The sequence below is a fragment of the Nocardioides hankookensis genome, from assembly GCF_042658885.1.
In the GTDB taxonomy this organism is placed as follows: Bacteria; Actinomycetota; Actinomycetes; order Propionibacteriales; family Nocardioidaceae; genus Nocardioides; species Nocardioides hankookensis.
On record NZ_JBHSRJ010000009.1, the window covers coordinates 866747 to 886270 of the forward strand.

Sequence of the window (19524 nt, forward strand, 5' to 3'; positions counted from 1 at the left end):
GCGCGCGATGGCCTTGGCGTGCGTGCTCACGCTCGCGTGCGCCGCCCCGGCATTTGCGGACAACCCCAAGGTTGGGCCTGGACTTTCAGGGTTTGTCGTTGCTGCGTCTGACGCAGTTGCAGCTCAGTCGGCTGACGGCACGGCTACGAACGTGGTCTTGGAGCCTCGTGACTCCGACCTGGATGCGATCTGCGTCCAAGCGGCGATCACTACTGGGCAGGAGCCGTTCGAGTTCTGCGATCTGCCGGTTGACCCCACGGCAGCCGCGCCGGACGTAACCCCCGGCCTCGTCGCGACCGCCTTCCGCCGCCTCCCGCTCCCGGCAGCCGACCTGGTCATCCAGCCCCCGAACGGCCGGACCCTGGTCAACTTCGACACGAACTTCTACACCGAGCAGGGCGAGCTCACCCGGACCGTGACGCTGCTGGGGCGACAGGTCGAGCTGCGGATCTGGCCGGCGTCGTTCGGGTGGCGGTTCGGGGACGGGGAGTCGCAGGAGTCGACGTCACCGGGCTCGGCGTACCCGGACCTCGACATCACCCACAGCTACACCCGCAAGGGACGGGTCAGCCCGAGCGTGGACACGACGTACGCCGCGCGGTTCCGCGTCGACGGCGGGCCGTGGCGCGACGTCGCCGGCACCGTGACCGTCCCGGGCAGCCCACAGAAGCTGCGGGTCGTGGAGGCGCGCCCGGTGCTGGTCGGCGGATAGCGGGGAAGATCCGGTGCACGGGGTGCGTCAGAACTTCCCGGCTGATCAGCCGAGGAGGTCTCCGATCCGCGCCGCGACGTAGTCACCGAACTCGGCGTGGCCGGCGGGGGTCAGGTGGAGGCGGTCCGGGAGGTAGGGGAGGTCGAGACCGGTCGTGCTGACGTAGGCGAGGTCGTAGTGCGCGGCGAGCGAGGCGAGCAGGGCGTCGACGTGCGGCACCGCGCCGGCCCGGGACGGTGCGGTCGCGGGGCCGACGATCACCACGCGCTGGCCGCGGAGCTCGCGCACCAGGCGGGCGAAGCCGGATCGGATCGCGGCGTCGGGCTGGTCGTAGTCGTTGAGGCCGCCCTCGACGACGACCAGGTCGGCGCCGCCGCGCAGGGCGCGGGGGGCACGGTCGGCGAAGGAGACCCGGCCGCAGGGGCTGGCGTCGGCGCTGAAGCCGGACCCTGAGAAGCCGGCGACGTGCACGGCGCCGCCGAGGCGGGACGCCCAGGAGCCGGCCGACCGGTCCAGCCCGAGCCCGGCCGACCACGAGTCACCGATCACGACGACGCGCTGGCCCGAGCCGGTCACGGTCGCGGCGCGCTCGCGGGAGTCGGACGCGAACCGCTCACAGCGGGTGACGTCCGCGCTCTGCGCCCGGACGCCGATCGCGACGGTCAGTGCCGTCGCCAGCACGAGGACCACGAGTGCGCCCACCAGCCACGGACGTCGTACCGACCAGATCATGCGTTTCTTCCCGCTCCCCGAGTGCTCCACCACAAGACTCAGCGAAATGACGCGTCAGATGTTCCGGAATGACGCAGAAAACCCGCTCCGTCTACCAAATCGTGATCTGGTGGGGTTCGTGCCCGACGTCTTCGAGATCCCCGGACCCGACGGCCGCACCCTCGAGGTGCTCACCGGCGGCGACCCGGACGGCTTCCCGCTCCTCTTCCACAACGGCTCGCCGTCCGCCGTGGCGCCCTCCGCCGGCTTCGACGAGCAGGTCGCCGCTGCCGGGCTCCGGCACATCACGTTCTCGCGGCCCGGGTACGGCGCCTCAACGCCTCGCCCCGCGCCGGGCCGCTTCGTCGACGACGTCGTCGAGTCCGTCGCGGTGCTCGACCACCTGGGCGTCGGCGAGTTCGTCACCGCCGGCTGGTCGGGCGGCGGGCCGCGGGCGCTGGCCTGCGCCGCCCTGCTCCCCACGCGGTGCCGGGCGGCCGCCTCGCTGGCCGGGGTGGCGCCGTACGACGCCGAAGGCCTCGACTGGTTCGACGGGATGGCAGAGGAGAACCAGGCTGAGTACGACGCCGCCGGCAAGGGGCCCGAGGTCTACGGCGCCTTCCTCGAGGAGCACATGACCGGCATCCTGGCGGCCACACCCGACGAGATCGCCGACGCGATGGGCGGCCTGGTGACCCCGGTCGACAAGGCGGTGATCACCGCCGACTTCGCCGAGTGGATGAGCCGCACCTTCAACCACGCCGGGGCGCAGGGCGTGATCGGTGTCCGCGACGACGGGCTCGCGGCGTTCTCACCGTGGGGCTTCGATCTCGGCGGGATCCGGGTGCCGGTGGCCGTGTGGCAGGGACGCCAGGACGCGATGGTGCCCTACGCCCACGGCGTCTGGCTCTCCGAGCACGTCCCCGGCGCGCAGGCGCACCTTTTCGACGACGAAGGCCACCTGACCCTGGTGACCGCGCGGCTGGACGAGATCCTCGCCGACCTCAAGCGGCTCGCGGGGCTGTAGGCGCGGGGACCAGCACCGGCGTACGACGCAGCACCGCGGCGAGCAGGGCGGTGGCGGCGAGCAGGACCGTCGCGAGCGCCACCACGCCCGACCACCCGGCGCCCGACCACGCGGGTCCGGCGATGCTGCCGAAGACCGAGGAACCCAGGTAGTAGGCGAAGAGGTAGAGCGAGGCCGCCTGGGCCGCGGAGACCCCGCCGGCGTGGGCCCTCGCCGGGACCCAGCCACTCGCGATGCCGTGCACGACGAAGAACCCCGCCACGAGCAGGCCGAGCCCGACGACGATCGCCGTCAGCGACTGGGCGAGCGTGAGCAGCAGCCCGGCCAGGGCGAGGACGCAGCCGAACGGCAGCACCGCCCGCCGCCCGAGCCGGTCGGCCATCCGCCCGGACACAGCAGAGCTGACGGTGCCCAGCGGGTAGACGAGGAAGACCAGGCTCGCGGCCCCCAGGCCGAGGTGGAAGGGCGCCGCCTCGAGCCGGAAGCCGAGGGTGTTGAAGACCGCGACCAGCATGCCCATCGAGCAGCCGCCGATGCCGTAGAGGGCGAGCAGGGCCGGGTCGGAGACAGCGCGTACGGCGCGGTGCAGCACCTGCCGCAGTCCGGGCGGCGACGGGACGAAGTGGGCCGACGGAGGCAGCAGCACCCGCACCGTGGCCGCGCAGGCGAGGGCGAGAAGTCCGGACGCGGCGAGCGCCCAGCGCCAGCCCGCGAGCTCGCCCACCGCGCCGGTGAGCAGGCGGCCGGACATCCCGCCCAGCGCCGTGCCCCCGATGTAGAGGCCGGCGGCGCGGGCGTGCGCCGAGACGTGGAGCTCCTCGCGGAGGTACGCCGTCGCAACGGCCGGCAGCCCGGCCAGGGCGACGCCCTCCAAGCAGCGCAGGACCAGCATGCTCGACCAGGTCGGCGCGACAGCCGAGGCGAGCGCGACCAGGGCGGAGGCGATCAGCGAGCCGTGGATCAGCCGGGTCCGCCCGACGAGCTCCGACGTCGGGCCCGCCACCAGCAGCGCGAACCCGAGGCCGAGGGTCGTGAGCGACAGGGTCAGCGTGCTCGCCGAGGTGGAGACGCCGAAGTCGGCGGCCAGCTCGGGCAGCAGCGCCTGCGTGCTGTAGAGCAGGGCGAAGGTCGCCAGCCCGGCCACGAAGAGTGCGGCGACGACACGGCGGTAGTCGGCGCTCCCCGGCCGGTGTCCTTCGATGTCCACACCACGACTGTGCGCCGCTCAGCCTCATACTGCCAATGTCTGGACCGACGCTGGATCATGCGTTTGGTGCATGATGGTTCCCATGCTGGTCAGGGACCTGGAGTGGCTGGTCACCGTCGCCGACCTCGAGCACGTCACCGACGCGGCGGCCGTCCTCGGCATCCCCCAGCCGACGTTGTCGCGCGCCGTCGCGCGGATCGAGGCCGAGCTCGGCACCCGCGTCTTCGAGCGCGTGCCGGACGGCGTCCGGGTGACGCCGGCAGGCGAGCTGGTGGTGACCGCGGCGCGCGAGCTCGGCGCGCGGCACACGCAGCTGGTCGACGACCTGGCCTCGCTGCTCGACCCGGACGCCGGTGTCGTCCGACTCGCCTTCCTGGACTCGATGGCAGGACTGCTCGTCCCCCGCCTGCTGCGCGGCTTCCACCAGGTGGCGCCCCGGGTGCGGCTGGTGCTGCGGCAGGAGCCCGCGCACGAGATCAACGTCGACCTGACCAGCGGCGCCGCGGACCTCGCGATCACGACCCAGCAGGACGGGCTGGGCTGGCGACCCCTCCTCGCGGAGCGCCCGGTGCTCGTCGTGCCCGCCGGGCACCGGCTCGCGGGCCGCAAGCGGGTGGCCCTGGACGAGCTGGCCGACGAGGAGCTGGTGACGGTGCCACCCGGCTTCGGCTACCGCCAGCTCGTCGACGACCTGCTGCGCTCGGCCGGCATCGCGCCGGCCATCTCCTTCGAGAGCGCGGACCTGGGCACCATCGAGGGCCTGGTGGCCGCCGGTCTGGGTGTGGCGATCGTGCCGGACCATCTCGCCGGCGCGTCCGGCACCGTTGGCATCACGCTGGCGGGAGCCCGGGTACGGCGCTCGATCGGCCTGGTCTGGCGCACCGACCGAGAGCTCTCCCCGGCAGCCGCGAGGTTCCGCGACTTCGTCGTCAGCTGACGACGCTCAGCCCATCGCGTAGGCCGCGAGCTCGCCGGCCAGGTCGGCGTTCGCCCGGCCGACCACGATCGTGCCGTCGCCGGTGTGCTCCATCGAGGCGATCTCGCCCTGCTGGTGCAGCCGGTTGATCAGGTCGCCGCGGTCGTAGGGCAGCAGCGCCTTGAACTCCACGCCGGGCCGGGGCAGCTCGCCCTCGATCCGCGCGAGCGCCTCGGCGATGCCCTCGCCGGTCTTGGCGGAGACGACGACCGAGTGCGGCTCGTTGCGCTGGAGCCGGGCCAGGGCCATCGGGTCGGCGAGGTCGCCCTTGTTGATCACGATGAGCTCGGGCACCTTGGTCGCGCCGATCTCCGCGAAGACCTCACGGACGGCCGAGATCTGGCCCTCGGGGTCGGGGTGCGACCCGTCGACCACGTGCAGGACCAGGTCGGACTCGGCGACCTCCTCGAGCGTGCTGCGGAAGGCCTCGACGAGCTGGTGCGGCAGGTGCCGCACGAAGCCGACGGTGTCGCTCATCGTGTAGACGCGGCCGTCCGCCGTCGTCGTACGCCGCGTCGTCGGGTCGAGCGTCGCGAAGAGCGCATCCTCGACGAGCACACCGGCACCCGTCAGCCGGTTGAGCAGGGTCGACTTGCCCGCGTTGGTGTAGCCCGCGATCGTCACGCTCGGGATGTGGTTGCGCTGCCGCTCCTGGCGCTTGGTGTCGCGGGTGCCCTTCATCTCGCGCAGGTCGCGACGCAGCTTGGCGATCTTGGTGTTGATCCGGCGCCGGTCGTTCTCGATCTTGGTCTCACCAGGGCCACGGCTACCGATACCGGCGCCACCGGCGACCCGGCCACCGGCCTGGCGGGAGAGGTTGCCGCCCCAGCCGCGCAGGCGCTGCTTCATGTAGTTGAGCTGGGCGAGCTCGGTCTGCGCCTGGGCTTCACCGGACTTCGCGTGCTGGGCGAAGATGTCGAGGATCAGCGCGGTCCGGTCGACGACCTTGACCTTGAGCTTGTCCTCGAGGTTCCTCAGCTGGCTGGGCGCGAGCTCGCCGTCGCAGATGACGGTGTCGGCGCCGGTCGCCTGCACGATCTCCGCGATCCCCTCGACCTTGCCGCGACCGACGTACGTCGCGGGGTCGGGGCTCTGGCGGCGCTGGTAGATCGCCTCGAGCACCTCGGAGCCGGCGGTCTCGGCGAGTAGGGCGAGCTCGGCCATCGAGTTCTCGGCGTCCTGGGTCGTGCCCTCGGTCCACACCCCGACGAGCACGACGCGCTCGAGCCGGAGCTGGCGGTACTCGACCTCGGTGATGTCCTCGAGCTCGGTGCGCAAGCCGGCGACCCGCCGGAGCTGGTGGCGCTCGGCGAGCTCCATCGCGCCCGTCGTCGGGTCCTCCTCCGGGTCCGCCCCGGAGTAGCCCGACTCGAAGTCGTCGTCGTCCCAGCCCTCGGTGTCCTCGAGCTCGTCGTCGAGGTTGAAGGCGGGGTCGATCTCGTGTGCGTTGCTCATTACTGGTTCAGCGTACGTTTCAGTCATCTGTGGACACCAACGCTTAACCTTCGGCACATGATTCCCGAGGTGCCCGCCGACATCAGGCTGCTCGGCATCACGGGCGCGCCCGGGGTCGGAAAGACCACGGCCGCCGCGGCCCTGGCGCTCCCGGTCGTGCCGATGGACGGGTTCCACTACGCCGATGTCGAGCTCGTCCGCCGTGGCCTGCGCGACCGCAAGGGGGCACCGGAGACCTTCGACGCGGAGGGGTACGCCGCGCTGCTGGCGCGGGTCCGGGCCGGGGAGGAGGTGGTGGCGCCGATGTTCGAGCGCGGTCTGGAGCAGCCGATCGCGGGGGCGATCGCGGTGCCCGCGACCGGGACCGTCGTGACCGAGGGCAACTACCTGCTGCTCGACGAACCGCGCTGGCGGGCGGTGCGCGCGCAGCTCGACGTCGTGTGGCACCTGCACCTCGACGACGGCGTACGCCGCGAGCGGCTGGTCGCGCGGCACATAGAGTTCGGCAAGACGCCGGACGAGGCGCGCGCCTGGGTCGCCCGGGTGGACGACGCCAACGCGGCCCTGGTCGAGGCCGCGGCCGACCGGGCCGACGTGGTCGTCGACCTCACGACCTGAGCGGCTCGGGCTCCAGGTCCTGCGACCAGAGGGCCGCCCCCGACCCGTCGTGCAGCGTGACGGTGAGCAGGCCGTCGACGGCGATCGCGACGTGGCCGAAGAACTGGTTGCCGGCGCGCGGCGACTGGCTCCACGCGTCGGTCTCGTTGCCCTTCGAGTAGTGGACCTCCGGGCCGAAGGTGCCGTCGAGGACGCCGTCCTTGGTGGCGAAGGTGCCGGCCGCCATCGGTCCGGAGACGAACTCCCAGAAGGGGTCGAAGTCGGTGAAGGCCGCTTGCTCCGGGCTGTAGTGGTGGGCGGCCGTGTAGTGGACGTCGGCGGTGATCCAGACGACGTTGCGGACGCCGTTGCGCTTGAAGGCGGCGAGGATCCGGGCCAGCTCGGGCTCGCGGCCGGTCGGCGGCCCGGAGTCGTAGTTGGGGATGCTGTCCAGGTCGTCGCTGTGGTTGGACGGCGCCGAGATCGGCAGGTCGGCGGAGATCACCTTCCAGGTCGCCGTCGACGCCGTGACCTGCTCGACCAGCCAGCGCTCCTGCTCGGGGCCGAGGAGGCCGCGCTGGTCCGGGCCGGCGGAGGTCGGGTTCGGACCGCGGTACGAACGCATGTCCAGGCAGAAGACGTCGAGGTGCGGACCGCGCGGGACCCGGCGGTAGATCCGGCCGGACGCGAACCCGTCGCCGCCACGGTCGACCAGGTGGCGCACCGGCACCGGCTGGTACTCCTGCCAGGCCCGGCGACCGCGCGCGGACAGCACGTCGCACCGGCGCTCGGTGTAGCGGTCGTCGTCGATGACCTCGCCCGGGTACCAGTTGTTGCAGGTCTCGTGGTCGTCCCACTGGCTGATCGTCGGCACCTCGGCGTACAGCGCCCGCACGTGCTCGTCGAGCAGCGGGTAGCGGTGCCGTCCACGGAACTCGGTCAGCGTCTCGGCCACCTTGTCGACGCCGTACTGGACCACGTTGCGCCAGGTCGAACCGGTGTCCTCCTCGGTCTGCGTCTCGTAGATCTCGCAGTCGGCGTAGATGGTGTCGCCGGAGTGGATGAGGAAGTCGGGACGGGTCTGGAGGATCGCCCGGTACGTCGTCAGGCCGTCGACGTCCGGGTTGATCCCCCAGCCCTGGCCGCAGGTGTCGCCCGACCAGACGAAGGACTGCGCCGCGGGCTGGATCGCGGCAGTCGCGAAGGTGACCCGCTCGGTCCGGCCGACCGCCCCGTCGGGCGAGGTGAAGGACAGGTCGGCGTCGTACCGGCGTCCGGGCGCGAGGCCGTCGAGGATCAGACGCGCGGTGTGGTCGGTGCGCTCGTCGGCCCAGGCACCGGTGACCTCGCGGACCACGCGGCCGTTGCTGGACAGGCGGACGGAGAGACGGCCGTCGCCGGAGGCGCGGCCCCACAGCACGGCCGAGCTGGTCGTCACCTCGCCGGCCCGGACGCCCGAGGTCAGCTCGACCCTAGATCTCGCCAGGCTGGGTGGTGCGCTGCGCAGGCCGGCGGCGAGCAGCCCCGGCGTTCCCCCGATGGCCACCCCGGCCAGCAGGGCGGTTCGTCTCCCGAGGAGGACCATGGCCACGACGCTGGCGAGGTCGTCCGACGGGACAGGTACGCCGACGTGACGTGTCGGTCAACGCTCGGTGGCGAACTCCCCCGGCGTCAGCCCGGTGACGGTGCGGAAGTCGCGGCCGAAGTGGGCCTGGTCGGCGTACCCGAGGTCGGCGGCGATGCGGGCGAGGTCCCGGTCGGAGCCACGGAGCCGCTCGGCGGCCTCGTGCAGCCGTCGGCGCTGGATCAGCCACTTCGGGGAGAGGCCGATGCGGCGGGCGGTCAGGCGCTGGAGGGTGCGCTCGGTGATCGCGAACTTGTCGCAGACCTGACCGACCCGGTGGACCTCGGGGTCGCCCTCGACGTACTCGACGATCGCGTTGACGAGCAGTCCCTCCTCGTCGACCGGCAGCAGCCGCACGAGGCTCTCCTCGACGGCGGTGACCGCGAGCGCGCGCCGGTCGGGGTCGTCGGGCCGGTCGTCGACGGCCTCGCGGATCCGCTCCTCGAGCGCGGTGTCGCCCAACGGGACGGCGCGGTCGGTCAGGTTGCCGACCGGCTCGCCGAGCAGCGCGATCCCGGCCGCGGGCTGGAGCATCGTGCCGAGCGCCCAGCCGGACCCGGAGAGCTCCTGGGTCGACAGGCCGCTGGTCGGCCCGACGAGCAAGGCGTAGTCCTCCGCCACGACGACCAGGCAGACGGGGTACTGCAGCACCCGCTGCACCGACGACGCCCCGTCGGGCAGCGACCAGACCGGCATCCAGTAGCGGCGTACGACGTCCGTCAGCTCCGGCCGCGGCGCGTAGCGGTGGATCGGCGGGGTGTAGCCGGTCTCGTCGAGCAGGTGCGCGCGCTCCTCGGGGTCGATCGCGCGCGGCTCCTCCATGTGTCGGATTCTTTCAAGAACCACCGACAGCGAAACGCCATCGTGGACACATGAACTTCTTCCTGGACGCCGCCGACCGCTTCACCGACACCGTCTCCGCGACCACGGACTGGTCAGCGGCCAGCCCCTGCGCGGACTGGACGGCCGCCGAGGTGGTCGACCACGTCGTCGACGCCGAGCGCGACTTCCTGGGTCGCCACGACGTCGACCTCGGCGAGCGGCCCTCCGGTGAGCCGGCGGAGGTGTGGGCGGCGCACCTGGCCGCCGTACGTCCGGTCGTCGAGGACGACGCATTCCTGGCCCGCGAGTTCGACGGGTTCTTCGGCCGCACGACGATCGGCACGACGCTGGACAACTTCTACGGGTTCGACCTGGTCGTGCACGGCTGGGACCTCGGCGCGTCCAACGGCCGGCCGACGACCTTCACCGACGACGAGATGGACACGATGGACACCGCGTTCGAGGGCTTCGGCGAGCACGCGTACGACGAGGGCGTCTTCAGGCAGCCGGTCGACGTCCCGGAGGACGCCGACCGGCAGACCAAGCTCCTGGCCCGGATGGGCCGCTCCTCGGTGGTCGAGTAGCGAGCGCCAGGCTTCACTCGGTGGTCGAGTAGCGAGCGCCAGGCTTCACTCGGTGGTCGAGTAGCGAGCGCCAGGCTTCACTCGGTGGTCGAGTAGCGAGCGCCAGGCTTCACTCGGTGGTCGAGTAGCGAGCGCCAGCGAGCGTATCGAGACCTAGCAGATCTCGATACGCCCGTCGCGACCTCGTTCCTCGGTCGCGGGGCTACTCGATCTGGCGCCTGGTCTCGCCGGGAGCGACTGCGTCGCTCCCGGCGAGGGCGCTCACTTCGGGGGCATCCGGATGCCGCCGTCGACGCGGATCACCTCGGCGTTCATGTAGCTGTTGGTGATGCACTCGACGACCATGCTGGCGAGCTCGTCCGGGACGCCGAGACGCTTGGGGAAGAGCACGTTGGAGCCCAGGTTGGCCTTGAAAGCCTCGGAGTCCGGGCCCTCACCGTAGATCGGGGTGTCGATCAGGCCGGGTGCGACGGTGTTGAGCCGGATGCCGGAGGCGGACAGGTCGCGGGCGACCGGGAGGGTCATGCCGACGACGCCGCCCTTCGAGGCGGAGTACGACGCCTGCCCGATCTGGCCGTCGAAGGCCGCGACCGAGGCGAGGTTGACGATGGCGCCGCGGCAGCCGTCGGCGTCGGGCTCGTTGCGACTCATCGCCGTCGCCGCGAGGCGGGTCATGTCGAAGGTGCCGATCAGGTTGATCGCGATCACCTTGCGGAAGGCGTCGAGGTCGTGCGCCGAGTCGTACTCGCCGTCGCGGCCGATGGTGCGCTGGGCCCAGCCGATGCCGGCGGAGTTGACGACCGCGCGCAGCGGCGCGATCGCGGCGGCGGCGTCGACCGCGGCCTTGATCTGGTCGGTGTCGGTCACGTCGACCTGGGCGAAGACGCCGCCGATCTCCTCGGCGAGGGCTTCACCCTTGTCGGCCTGGAGGTCGGCGACCACGACGATCGCGCCCTTGGCGGCCAGCTGGCGGGCGGCCGCGGCACCGATGCCCGACGCGCCGCCCGTGACGATGGCACTTGCTCCGTTGATGTCCATGGCTCGGAGCATAGCCATGCTCACAGCGCGACTGTCACGGTCGTGCGGTCAGAGCGACGTGGTCCCCCGGGCCACGACGACCGCCGGGCCGGTGAGCAGCACCCGGTCGTCCTCGGTCCAGGTGACGGTGAGCGTGCCGCCGGGGACGTCGACCCGGTACGCCGAGCCGGGGCCGAGCCCATCGGCGACAGCGGCGGCCACCATCACGGCGCAGGCGCCGGTGCCGCAGGAGCGGGTCTCGCCGGAGCCGCGCTCGTGGACCCGCATCGCGACGTGGCGCTCTCCTCGGCGTACGACGAACTCGACGTTGACGCCGTGCGGGTACGTCGCCTCGTCGTGCTCCGGAGCCTCGAGCAGGTGGCCGGCGTCGTCGAGCGAGTCGACGAACGCGACCGCGTGCGGGTTGCCCATGTCGACGTGCCGCGCCACCCAGGCGTGCCCGGGGACGGCGACCTTCGACTCGCCGAGCACCCGCGGGGAGCCCATGTCGGCGGTGATCAGGTCGCCCTCGACGGTGAGCGTCTTCACGCCGTCGCGCGTCCCGATCGGGATCGGCTGCGACGGGTCGGCCAGGCCCTCCTCGACCAGGTGCCGCGCGAAGACGCGGATGCCGTTGCCGCACATCTCGGAGACCGAGCCGTCGGCGTTGCGGTAGTCCATGAACCACCGTTCGCCCTCGCGCACGACGCGCAGCACGCCGTCGCCACCGATGCCGGCCCGCCGGTCGCAGAGCGCGCGCACGCGCGCCGCCATCTGCTCGTCGGAGAGGCCACCGTGGACGGAGCCGTCGTGGTCGGGCAGCAGCACGAAGTCGTTCTCGGTGCCGTGGCCCTTGAGGAAGTCATATCTCTGGGGGAGGTGGCTCACGCGTAGAGCCCCTTCGCGTAGTTGTCGGGCCGGTAGTAGGCCTCGACCTCCGCGTCGGTCATCCCGCCGGGCTCGAGCCGCTGGGCGATCACGGCCCGCTTCGGGACGGCCGCCTCCGGGTCCCAGGTCTCCGGCTGCCACAGGCCCGAGCGCATGAACGCCTTGGCGCAGTGGAAGAAGATCTCCTCGATCTCGACGACCACGGCCAGGATCGGCCGGTGCCCCTTGACCACCATCTCGTCGAAGAACGGCGCGTCGACGACCAAGCGGGCCCGGCCGTTGATGCGGAGCGTGTCGCCGCGGCCGGGGATGAAGAAGTTCAGCCCGACGTGCGGGTTCTGGAGGATGTTCTTGTAGCCGTCGGCACGCTTGTTGCCGGGGCGCTCGGCGATCGCGATCGTGTGGTCGTCGATGACGTGGACGAGTTGCCCGGCCGGGTCGCCCTTGGGCGACGCGTCGCACTCGCCGGCCGCGGACGCCGTGGCCAGCACGCAGAACGGCGTGGCCGCGAGCCAGTCGCGGTCGAGGTCGACCAGCGCCGTACGTCCCTTGTCACGGGCGCGGGCGTGCGGCTCACCGAGCAGGTCGACGAGGTCGTCGACGGTCGTGATCTCGGTCCAGGTCGGGGTGCTGGTCACCCCACCAAGGTACCGGGGGTGTCATCTCCGTTTCGGCGAGACCACGGCGGCCGATCCCCCGCCACGACGCGCCGGCTCGGCGGCCACGGTCAGGCGTCCGTGCGGGCCGAACTCGATGCCGGTGGCCGCCCCGATCTCGTGGGTGCCCGTGAACATGTCCTCGTACGTCGCGACGTCGTGCCCGAGGGCGCGCAGCGCGGCGCCGTAGCGCTTCACGAAGGCGGGCTCCGCCTGGTCGGTCCCGGTGTTGCGCTGCGTGGCCCGCGGCGCGGCGATGGCGTGGGGCAGGCTCATGCCGAGGTCGAGGCGGTTCAGCAGCACCTGGAGCACGGTCGTGATGATCGTCGACCCGCCGGGCGAGCCGACTGCGAGGAACGGCTTGCCCTTCTTCAGCACGATCGTCGGCGACATCGACGAGCGCGGCCGCTTCAGCGGCTCGATCCGGTTGGGGTCGGCCGGGTCGTACGCCGCGGTGAAGTCGGTCAGCTCGTTGTTGAGCAGGAAGCCGCGGCCCGGCACGACGATGCCCGAGCCGCCGGTCTGCTCGATGGTCAGCGTGTACTCGACCACGTTGCCCCAGCGGTCGGTGACGGTCAGGTTGGTGGTCTGGGTGTTCTCGGTGTCGTTGGTCCGCGTCGCGCTCGTGCGCGTGGTGCTGCACTTGCCGTCGTACGACGTGACGTCCCCGGCCGCGACCGGCTTGGCCAGCGTCGTGGCCGGCGAGATCTCGCAGGCCCGCTCGGCGGCGTACTTGTCGGAGAGCAGCCGCCGCAGCGGGACCTTCACCTGGGCGGGGTCGCCGACGTACTTCCCCCGGTCGGCGAACGCCAGCGCGCTCGCCTCCAGGTAGCGGTGCAGCGCCTGCGCCCGCGGCATCGACGCGAGGTCGGAGCGCTCGAGGATGTTGAGGGCCTCGCCCACGGTCGAGCCGCCGGACGACGAGCCACCCATGCCGTAGACGCCGAGCCCGCGGTAGCCGACCCGGGTCGGCTTGCGGTCCAGTGCGCGGTAGCGCTGGAGGTCGCGCTTGACCATGAACCCCTTCGGGACCGGCAGCGTCGTCGACTTCGTGGTCGGCGGCTTGCGCACCGCCCGGACGATCTCGCCGGACAGGACGCCGCGGTAGAACGCGTCAGGGCCCTTCCGCGCGAGCAGCCGGTAGGTCGCGGCGAGGTCGCGGTTGCGGAAGGTGCTGCCGACGCGCGGCGCGTGCCCGCCCTTCCAGTAGAGCTTCTTGGTCGGGACGAACGCGTTGAAGCGCTGCTTGTTCTGGAGCACCTGGCCGCGGAACGTCTGGTCGACCGTGAAGCCGCGGTCGGCCAGGTCGGCCGCTGGCCGCAGCGACTCGGCCAGCGAGCGGGTGCCCCAGCGGTCGAGGGCACGCTGCCAGGTGGCGAGGGTGCCGGGCACGCCGACGGAGACGCCGCTCGTCACGAGCTCGGGCGAGAAGTTGTAGGGCTCCGCGGTCTTCGGGTCGATGAACGCGTCGTGCGGCATGCTCGCCGGCGCGGTCTCGCGGCCGTCGATCGTCTGCACCTTGCCGGTCCTCGCCGAGTAGTGCACGAAGTACCCGCCTCCGCCGATGCCGGCGCTGAACGGCTCGGTCACGCCGAGTGCCGCCGCGGTCGCCACCGCCGCGTCCGTGGCATTGCCGCCGGCGCGCAGGACCCGGAGTCCGACGCGGGTGGCGTACGGGTCGACCGACGTCACCGCGCCGCCGAACCCCCGGGCCGTCGGCCGCTTGTCAGGCTCCGCTGCCGGGGCCGCGTGGCCGGGTGCGGCCACCAGCACGGTGGTGAGCAGGGCGAGTGGTACGGCGATCCCGAGACGGCGCATACCTCGTCCCGTGCCCGTTCACGACGTTGGTAAACGCGGCCCGAGGACCCGGTAGCGGGCGCAGAGGAACTCACGATTCTGTCCGTGCTCCTCGAGTCGCATCTCGATCCGGTTCGGCAGCATCGGCGCCCCACCGCCGAGAGTCAGGGGCGCGTACTGCACCCAGACCTCGTCGAGCAGGCCCGCCTCCGCGAACTGGCCGACGAGCCCGCCGCCACCCATCAGCCAGATGTCCTTGCCACCCGCTGCCTCGGTCATCGCAGCGTGCACGACGCGCACGTCGTCCGTCGTGAGCGTGACGCCGTCACGCGGCGCGAACGCGCGGTGGGTGAAGACCCACGTCGGCAACGTCGAGTCCCAGGCGTCACCCTCCTGGTCGAGCACCCACTGGTACGTCGTCGCGCCGACCGCGGCCGCGCCCACCGCGGCCCGGAAGCCCCCGAAGCTCATCAGTCCGTCCTGGTCGATGTCGCGACTGAGCAGCCAGGACAGCGAGTTGTCCGAGTCGGCGATGAAGCCGTCGAGCGAGCTGGCGGTGTAGTAGATCGTCCTCATGCCGACTCCGTCCGTCGCAGCCAGTTGATGGGGTCCCCCTCGTCGGCATCGACGCCGTGCTCGCGCAGCATCGCGCGGACCCCGAGCCGACGGTGCGCGGCGTACGTCAGCACGTGCGCGACGATGCTGCCGAGCACGAAGCTCTCGGGTGGCTCGCAGAGGGCGTCGACGATCCGGTCGTCCCAGGCCCGCCGCCGCTCGACGTCGCGCACCATCTCGAGCCACCGGGCGGCGGCGTCGTCGTGCCGGTCCAGCAGGGCGGCCACGTCGTCGGGCCGGTCGGCCGGGAACTCCTCGCCGAGGACGGCCGCGAGCCACACCTCCTTGGTGAACACGAGGCTGGTCAGCACGGCCGCGACCGACGCCTCCTCGCCCTCCCAGCTGTGCACCCGGCTGCCGGCGGACAGCTCGCGCCGGTAGGCGTCGTCGGGCAGCTGCTTGGCCAGCACGAGCAGGTCGCGGGTGTCGTCGAGGTCGTGGTGGACCATCAGGTCGAGCGGCTGGGCCATGGTGCGCTCCCCGGTGTGCACCCACAGCGACGTGGGTGGGTGGAAGTGGATGCCGTTGGGCGCCGGCAGCCAGTGGCTGCCGGTGGTGGGCTCGCCCTGCGCCTGGCTGGGCGGCACGCCGTACGCCCGGGCGAAGGCGCGCGAGAAGCCCTCGACCGACTCGTAGCCCGCGGCGAACGCCGCGTCGGTGACGCTGGCGCCCTGGCGCAGCTGCCACGAGGCGCGCTCGAGCATCACCCGCCGACGCATCGCGACCGGCGGCTCGCCGGCGCCCGCGGAGAGCTGGCGGCTGAAGTGGTACGGCGTCGTGAACACGCCGCCGGCCATGTCGCCGAGGCTGCGGTGCTCCTCGTCGAGCACCGCGTCGAGCAGCTCGCGGAGGCGGTCGCGTCCGGTCATGTCCTCAGTCTGGCGGCGAACCGTCCTCGAGCACCCGACCGATCTTGCTCAGTGCGTGCTCGACCAGCTCCGGGTCGTCGTACCGGAGCCACGCGATCCGCGGGTCCTTGCGGAACCAGCCGTCCTGGCGCCGGGCGAACCGCCGGGTCGCGAAGACCGTGCGGTCGCGGGCCTCGTCGAGGCTGATCTCACCGCGCAGGTGCGCCATCACCTCGCGGTAGCCGATCGCGACCGACGCGGTGCGACCGTAGGCGAGGCCCTCGGCGAGCAGCCGCTCGACCTCCGCGACGAAGCCGGCCTCGAACATCAGGTCCACACGCTGCGCGATCCGGTCGTCGAGGGTCGGCCGGTCGATGTCGACGCCGATCTGGACGGTGTGCGGGTCGGCGTACTCGAGCCGCGGCAGCGACGCGCTGTAGGGACGCCCGGTCAGCTCGATGACCTCGAGGGCGCGGACCGTGCGGCGACCGTTCTCGACCAGCATCCGGGCGGCGGCCTCCGGGTCGAGCTCGCGCAGCCGGTCGTACATCGCGGCGGGTCCGACCTCGGCGAGCTCGGCCTCGAGCCGGGTGCGGACGGCGTCGTCGGTCGCGGGGAACTCGAAGCGGTCCACGATCGCCCGGGTGTAGAGCGCCGAGCCGCCGACGAGCACCGGCGTCCTGCCGTTGCCGCGCAATTGCGTGACGACGGCACGCGCCCAGCCCTGGAACTCGGCGACGGTCGAGGGCTCGCGCACGTCGCGGGTGTCGAGCAGGTGGTGCGGGATGCCGCGCCGCTCGGCGACCGGCAGCTTCGCCGTACCGATGTCCATGCCGCGGTAGACCTGCATCGCGTCGGTGTTGACGACCTCGCCGTCGAGCCTCTCGGCGAGGTCGAGCGACAGGTTGGTCTTGCCCGACGCCGTCGCCCCCACGACGGCCACGATCGGGACCGTCGGGCTTGGCTGCACGTGGCTAGTCTGGCAAACATGACTGCCCCAGTGCCCGAGGAGAACGACGAGCCCACCGCCACCGACGGGTCCGGCACGCCGCCCGGCGAGCACCCGAGCGAGATGACGGACGGCACCGACACGAGGCCGCGCGGCGAGCAGGAGGAGAATGCGGAGTCGTCGCTCGACGAACCGTCGGACGGCTCTGGAGGTGAGTGATGAGTGAGTTCGACTTCCACGAGGACCCCCTGCCCGAGGAGGAGGAGTCGCCCGTCTCGGACGACACCGGCACCGTCTACGGCAACGAGGGCGAGGCGGAGCTGACCCCGCACGACGTCGAGGACGACGAGGACGACGAGTGACGCAGAGCCCCACGCACGGCCGCTTCGTGGTCGTGCCGGCGTCGTACGTCTTCCTGCTGCGGGAGGGTGCGTCCGGCACCGAGGTGCTGCTCCAGCTGCGCCAGAACACCGGCTACATGGACGACCACTGGGCCGCCGCCGCGGCCGGCCACGTCGAGCAGGGCGAGACGGCGTACGACGCCGCGCACCGCGAGGCGCAGGAGGAGCTGGGCGTCGCGGACCTGGACCTGGCGTTCGTGACGTCGATGCAGCGCAACGGCAGCGAGCTGCCGATCGACCAGCGCATCGACTTCTTCTTCACCGCGCGGTCGTGGTCGGGCGAGCCCCGGATCGTCGAGCCCGAGAAGGCGGCCGAGCTGCGCTGGTGCCCGCTCGACGCCCTGCCCGAGCCGGTCGTGCCGCACGAGCGCTCCGTGTTGGACGCGCTGCGAACGGGTACGACGACGGCGTACTCCACCTTCGGCTTCTGAGGAGACGACCGTGACGTCTGACGACACCGACCTGGGCCCGATGCCCGATCCCGTCATCGAGCCCGGCGAGCCCAACCCCGGCGGTGTGGACGCGCTCGGCGACGACAGCGGGCCGATCGCGATCCCGGACCTCACGCCCGACGAGAACCCGGCCCTCGACGAGAAGGCGCCCGACACCGTCAAGGAGGAGGTGTCGGACAGCGAGGACACCTCGACCGAGGCGACCGAGGACGGGGACGACGACACGACCGGCCAGGAGGCCGACAAGGAGTCCCCGGCATGACCGGCCGCGACGACAGCGACGAGGAGCTCCAGTCGTCGACGCCCGGCTCCAGCGGTCCGGCGCGGGCCAGCGGCGAGATGGGCGTCAGCAGCGAGCGCGTCGGTCCGACCGGACCCGGTCAGGTTGCCACCGACGGGCTGCGTGACGTCTCCGAGCAGGAGCGCGACCCCGACGAGGAGACGCTGCCCGAGCAGGCGCCAGGCAACCCCGAGGACAACCCGGACGGGATCCCGCCAAAAGCGGGCTACTCCGAGACGGATCCGCGCTCCGACTGACGCGGACGCACAGGTGGTTTCGAGGCTCGCTCCGCTCGCACCTCAACCACCGCCACGGTGGTTGAGGTGCGAGGAGCGCTAGCAACGAGCCTCGAAACCACCCGCGCCGGGTGTCAGCGGCAGGCGGGGGCGTCCGGGAGCGGCGCGGGCACGCCGATGCTCGGCATCCCGAGCGAGACACCGGGCCCAGACGGTTCCTGAGCCTGTCGAAGGGCCCAGGCGTCCCCGGAGCGCGTGCGCCGTACGTCGGTGGCCGGACCGTCCGCGACCAGGTGGTGCGGCGCGGCGTACGTGATCTCGACGGTGACCATGTCGCCCGGTCGCACGTCGACGCCCTCGGGCGGGGTGAAGTGCACGAGCCGGTTGTCGGGGCCGCGGCCGGAGAGACGGAGCGTCTCCTTGTCCTTGCGCCCCTCGCCCTCGGCGACCATCAGCTCGACACGGCGGCCGACGAGGCGCTTGTTCTCCTCCCAGGCGACCTCGTTGACCAGCGCGGCCAGCCGCTCGTAGCGGTCCTTCACGACCTCGGGCGGGATCTGGCCCTCGAGCGTCGCCGCGGGGGTGCCGGGGCGCTTGGAGTACTGGAACGTGAAGGCGTTCGCGAAGCGCGCCTCCCGGACGACGTCGAGCGTCGCCTGGAAGTCGTCCTCGGTCTCGCCCGGGAAGCCAACGATGATGTCGGCGGTGATCGCCGCGTCCGGCATGGCCGCGCGGACCCGCTCGATGATCCCGAGGAACTTCGCCTGCCGGTAGGACCGGCGCATGTCCTTCAGCACCTTGTCGGAGCCGGACTGGAGCGGCATGTGCAGCTGCGGCATCACGTTCGGGGTCTCGGCCATCGCCTCGATGACGTCGTCGGTGAACTCCGCCGGGTGCGGGCTGGTGAAGCGGACCCGCTCCAGACCCTCGATGTCGCCGCACGCGCGCAGCAGCTTGGAGAAGGCCTGCCGGTCGCCGAACTCCACGCCGTACGCGTTGACGTTCTGGCCCAGCAGCGTGATCTCGGAGACGCCCTCGGCGACCAGCGCCTCGACCTCGGCCAGGATCTCGCCGGGCCGACGGTCCTTCTCCTTGCCACGCAGCGCCGGGACGATGCAGAACGTGCAGGTGTTGTTGCAGCCGACCGACACCGACACCCAGGCGGCGTACGCCGAGTCGCGCTTGGTCGGCAGCGTCGACGGGAAGACCTCGAGCGACTCGAGGATCTCGACCTGCGCCTCCTCCATCACCCGCGCGCGTTCGAGGAGCGCGGGCAGCGAGCCGATGTTGTGGGTGCCGAAGACGACGTCGACGTACGGCGCCTTCGCGGTGATCGTCGAGCGGTCCTTCTGCGCGAGGCAGCCGCCGACGGCGATCTGCATGCCGGGGTTGGCGGCCTTCACCGGCGCCAGGTGCGACAGGTTGCCGTAGAGCTTGTTGTCGGCGTTCTCGCGCACCGCGCAGGTGTTGAAGACGACCACGTCGGCCTGCTCGTCCGCCGGCGCGCTCTTCCGATCGAAGGGCAGGTACCCAGCGCCCTCCAGCAGCCCGGTGAGGCGCTCGGAGTCGTGGACGTTCATCTGGCACCCGTAGGTGCGGACCTCGTACGTGCGCGGCGGCGCAGAAGACGTGGAAGACATGGCCCGAAAAGGGTACGGCGGTCTCGTCCA

The 19524-nt window shown here is 72.0% G+C and carries 23 protein-coding genes; 10 read left to right on the plus strand and 13 right to left on the minus strand.

What is annotated here, in order from left to right; all coding sequences use genetic code 11:
* The first annotated feature begins 157 nt into the window (after positions 1-157).
* Positions 158-712 carry a hypothetical protein gene (locus ACFPYL_RS23815; RefSeq protein ID WP_379160598.1) on the plus strand — a complete coding sequence of 185 codons (555 nt, stop codon included), beginning with the start codon at positions 158-160 and terminating at the stop codon, positions 710-712.
* A 45-nt stretch (positions 713-757) separates the two neighbouring features.
* On the opposite strand, the gene ACFPYL_RS23820 is transcribed toward ACFPYL_RS23815, so the two are convergent.
* Entirely contained in the window at positions 758-1444 is a 687-nt protein-coding gene (locus ACFPYL_RS23820; protein ID WP_379160600.1) for an SGNH/GDSL hydrolase family protein, read from the minus strand.
* A 109-nt stretch (positions 1445-1553) separates the two neighbouring features.
* Here ACFPYL_RS23820 and ACFPYL_RS23825 point away from each other — a divergent pair, with 109 nt between their 5' ends.
* Entirely contained in the window at positions 1554-2450 is an 897-nt protein-coding gene (locus tag ACFPYL_RS23825) for an alpha/beta fold hydrolase (protein WP_379160603.1), read from the plus strand.
* On the opposite strand, the gene ACFPYL_RS23830 is transcribed toward ACFPYL_RS23825, so the two are convergent.
* Positions 2428-3657, minus strand: a complete 1230-nt coding sequence (locus tag ACFPYL_RS23830) for an MFS transporter (protein WP_379160606.1) — start codon at positions 3655-3657, stop codon at positions 2428-2430. The two genes, ACFPYL_RS23825 and ACFPYL_RS23830, sit on opposite strands and share 23 nt — an antisense overlap.
* 82 nt (positions 3658-3739) lie before the next feature.
* Here ACFPYL_RS23830 and ACFPYL_RS23835 point away from each other — a divergent pair, with 82 nt between their 5' ends.
* A complete protein-coding gene (locus ACFPYL_RS23835) occupies positions 3740-4594 on the plus strand; it encodes a LysR family transcriptional regulator (protein ID WP_379160608.1) in 855 nt (284 codons plus the stop codon).
* A 6-nt stretch (positions 4595-4600) separates the two neighbouring features.
* On the opposite strand, the gene hflX is transcribed toward ACFPYL_RS23835, so the two are convergent.
* Positions 4601-6088 (minus strand): GTPase HflX, encoded by a 1488-nt coding sequence (hflX, locus tag ACFPYL_RS23840; RefSeq protein ID WP_379160611.1) that lies wholly within the window; start codon positions 6086-6088, stop codon positions 4601-4603.
* Between the two features lie 57 nt (positions 6089-6145).
* On the opposite strand from hflX, the gene ACFPYL_RS23845 reads away from it, so the two are divergent.
* Complete coding sequence (locus ACFPYL_RS23845) at positions 6146-6706, plus strand: nucleoside/nucleotide kinase family protein (protein ID WP_379160614.1); 561 nt, start codon at positions 6146-6148, stop codon at positions 6704-6706.
* Here the strand turns inward: ACFPYL_RS23845 and ACFPYL_RS23850 are convergent.
* Positions 6696-8270, minus strand: coding sequence for an alkaline phosphatase D family protein (locus ACFPYL_RS23850; protein WP_379160617.1), 1575 nt, complete (start codon positions 8268-8270; stop codon positions 6696-6698). The genes ACFPYL_RS23845 and ACFPYL_RS23850 overlap by 11 nt on opposite strands.
* A gap of 57 nt (positions 8271-8327) precedes the next feature.
* Positions 8328-9131 (minus strand): helix-turn-helix domain-containing protein, encoded by an 804-nt coding sequence (locus ACFPYL_RS23855; RefSeq protein WP_379160621.1) that lies wholly within the window; start codon positions 9129-9131, stop codon positions 8328-8330.
* A 50-nt stretch (positions 9132-9181) separates the two neighbouring features.
* On the opposite strand from ACFPYL_RS23855, the gene ACFPYL_RS23860 reads away from it, so the two are divergent.
* Positions 9182-9715 (plus strand): hypothetical protein, encoded by a 534-nt coding sequence (locus tag ACFPYL_RS23860; RefSeq protein ID WP_379160624.1) that lies wholly within the window; start codon positions 9182-9184, stop codon positions 9713-9715.
* 261 nt (positions 9716-9976) lie between these two features.
* On the opposite strand, the gene ACFPYL_RS23865 is transcribed toward ACFPYL_RS23860, so the two are convergent.
* Genes ACFPYL_RS23865 through miaA form a run of 7 tightly spaced genes read right to left on the minus strand, consistent with a single transcriptional unit; the run spans position 9977 to position 16506 of the window.
* A complete protein-coding gene (locus tag ACFPYL_RS23865) occupies positions 9977-10753 on the minus strand; it encodes an SDR family NAD(P)-dependent oxidoreductase (RefSeq protein WP_379160627.1) in 777 nt (258 codons plus the stop codon).
* A gap of 48 nt (positions 10754-10801) precedes the next feature.
* Positions 10802-11620, minus strand: a complete 819-nt coding sequence (dapF, locus tag ACFPYL_RS23870) for a diaminopimelate epimerase (RefSeq protein WP_379160630.1) — start codon at positions 11618-11620, stop codon at positions 10802-10804.
* Positions 11617-12258 carry a pyridoxamine 5'-phosphate oxidase family protein gene (locus ACFPYL_RS23875; RefSeq protein ID WP_379160633.1) on the minus strand — a complete coding sequence of 214 codons (642 nt, stop codon included), beginning with the start codon at positions 12256-12258 and terminating at the stop codon, positions 11617-11619. Before ACFPYL_RS23875 ends, dapF begins: the two co-directional genes overlap by 4 nt.
* A gap of 21 nt (positions 12259-12279) precedes the next feature.
* Positions 12280-14094, minus strand: a complete 1815-nt coding sequence (gene ggt, locus ACFPYL_RS23880) for a gamma-glutamyltransferase (RefSeq protein WP_379160635.1) — start codon at positions 14092-14094, stop codon at positions 12280-12282.
* An 18-nt stretch (positions 14095-14112) separates the two neighbouring features.
* Positions 14113-14649, minus strand: coding sequence for a dihydrofolate reductase family protein (locus ACFPYL_RS23885; RefSeq protein WP_379160638.1), 537 nt, complete (start codon positions 14647-14649; stop codon positions 14113-14115).
* Positions 14646-15557, minus strand: coding sequence for a helix-turn-helix domain-containing protein (locus ACFPYL_RS23890; protein WP_379160641.1), 912 nt, complete (start codon positions 15555-15557; stop codon positions 14646-14648). The genes ACFPYL_RS23885 and ACFPYL_RS23890 overlap by 4 nt, the downstream gene beginning before the upstream one ends.
* A 4-nt stretch (positions 15558-15561) precedes the next feature.
* Positions 15562-16506 carry a tRNA (adenosine(37)-N6)-dimethylallyltransferase MiaA gene (gene miaA / locus ACFPYL_RS23895; RefSeq protein ID WP_379160644.1) on the minus strand — a complete coding sequence of 315 codons (945 nt, stop codon included), beginning with the start codon at positions 16504-16506 and terminating at the stop codon, positions 15562-15564.
* 18 nt (positions 16507-16524) lie between these two features.
* On the opposite strand from miaA, the gene ACFPYL_RS23900 reads away from it, so the two are divergent.
* The 5 genes from ACFPYL_RS23900 to ACFPYL_RS23920 are packed head-to-tail and all read left to right on the plus strand — an operon-like array spanning position 16525 to position 17875.
* A complete protein-coding gene (locus tag ACFPYL_RS23900; RefSeq protein ID WP_379160647.1) occupies positions 16525-16704 on the plus strand; it encodes a hypothetical protein in 180 nt (59 codons plus the stop codon).
* Positions 16704-16847, plus strand: coding sequence for a hypothetical protein (locus ACFPYL_RS23905; RefSeq protein ID WP_379160650.1), 144 nt, complete (start codon positions 16704-16706; stop codon positions 16845-16847). Before ACFPYL_RS23900 ends, ACFPYL_RS23905 begins: the two co-directional genes overlap by 1 nt.
* Entirely contained in the window at positions 16844-17317 is a 474-nt protein-coding gene (locus tag ACFPYL_RS23910) for an NUDIX hydrolase (protein ID WP_379160653.1), read from the plus strand. Before ACFPYL_RS23905 ends, ACFPYL_RS23910 begins: the two co-directional genes overlap by 4 nt.
* 10 nt (positions 17318-17327) lie before the next feature.
* Positions 17328-17600 (plus strand): hypothetical protein, encoded by a 273-nt coding sequence (locus tag ACFPYL_RS23915; RefSeq protein ID WP_379160656.1) that lies wholly within the window; start codon positions 17328-17330, stop codon positions 17598-17600.
* Positions 17597-17875, plus strand: a complete 279-nt coding sequence (locus ACFPYL_RS23920) for a hypothetical protein (RefSeq protein ID WP_379160659.1) — start codon at positions 17597-17599, stop codon at positions 17873-17875. Before ACFPYL_RS23915 ends, ACFPYL_RS23920 begins: the two co-directional genes overlap by 4 nt.
* A gap of 113 nt (positions 17876-17988) precedes the next feature.
* Here the strand turns inward: ACFPYL_RS23920 and miaB are convergent, their stop codons facing one another.
* The gene (gene miaB / locus ACFPYL_RS23925; RefSeq protein WP_379160662.1) at positions 17989-19494 is read right to left on the minus strand and encodes a tRNA (N6-isopentenyl adenosine(37)-C2)-methylthiotransferase MiaB; all 1506 of its coding nucleotides are present in this window, start codon (positions 19492-19494) and stop codon (positions 17989-17991) included.
* Positions 19495-19524 lie beyond the last annotated feature (30 nt).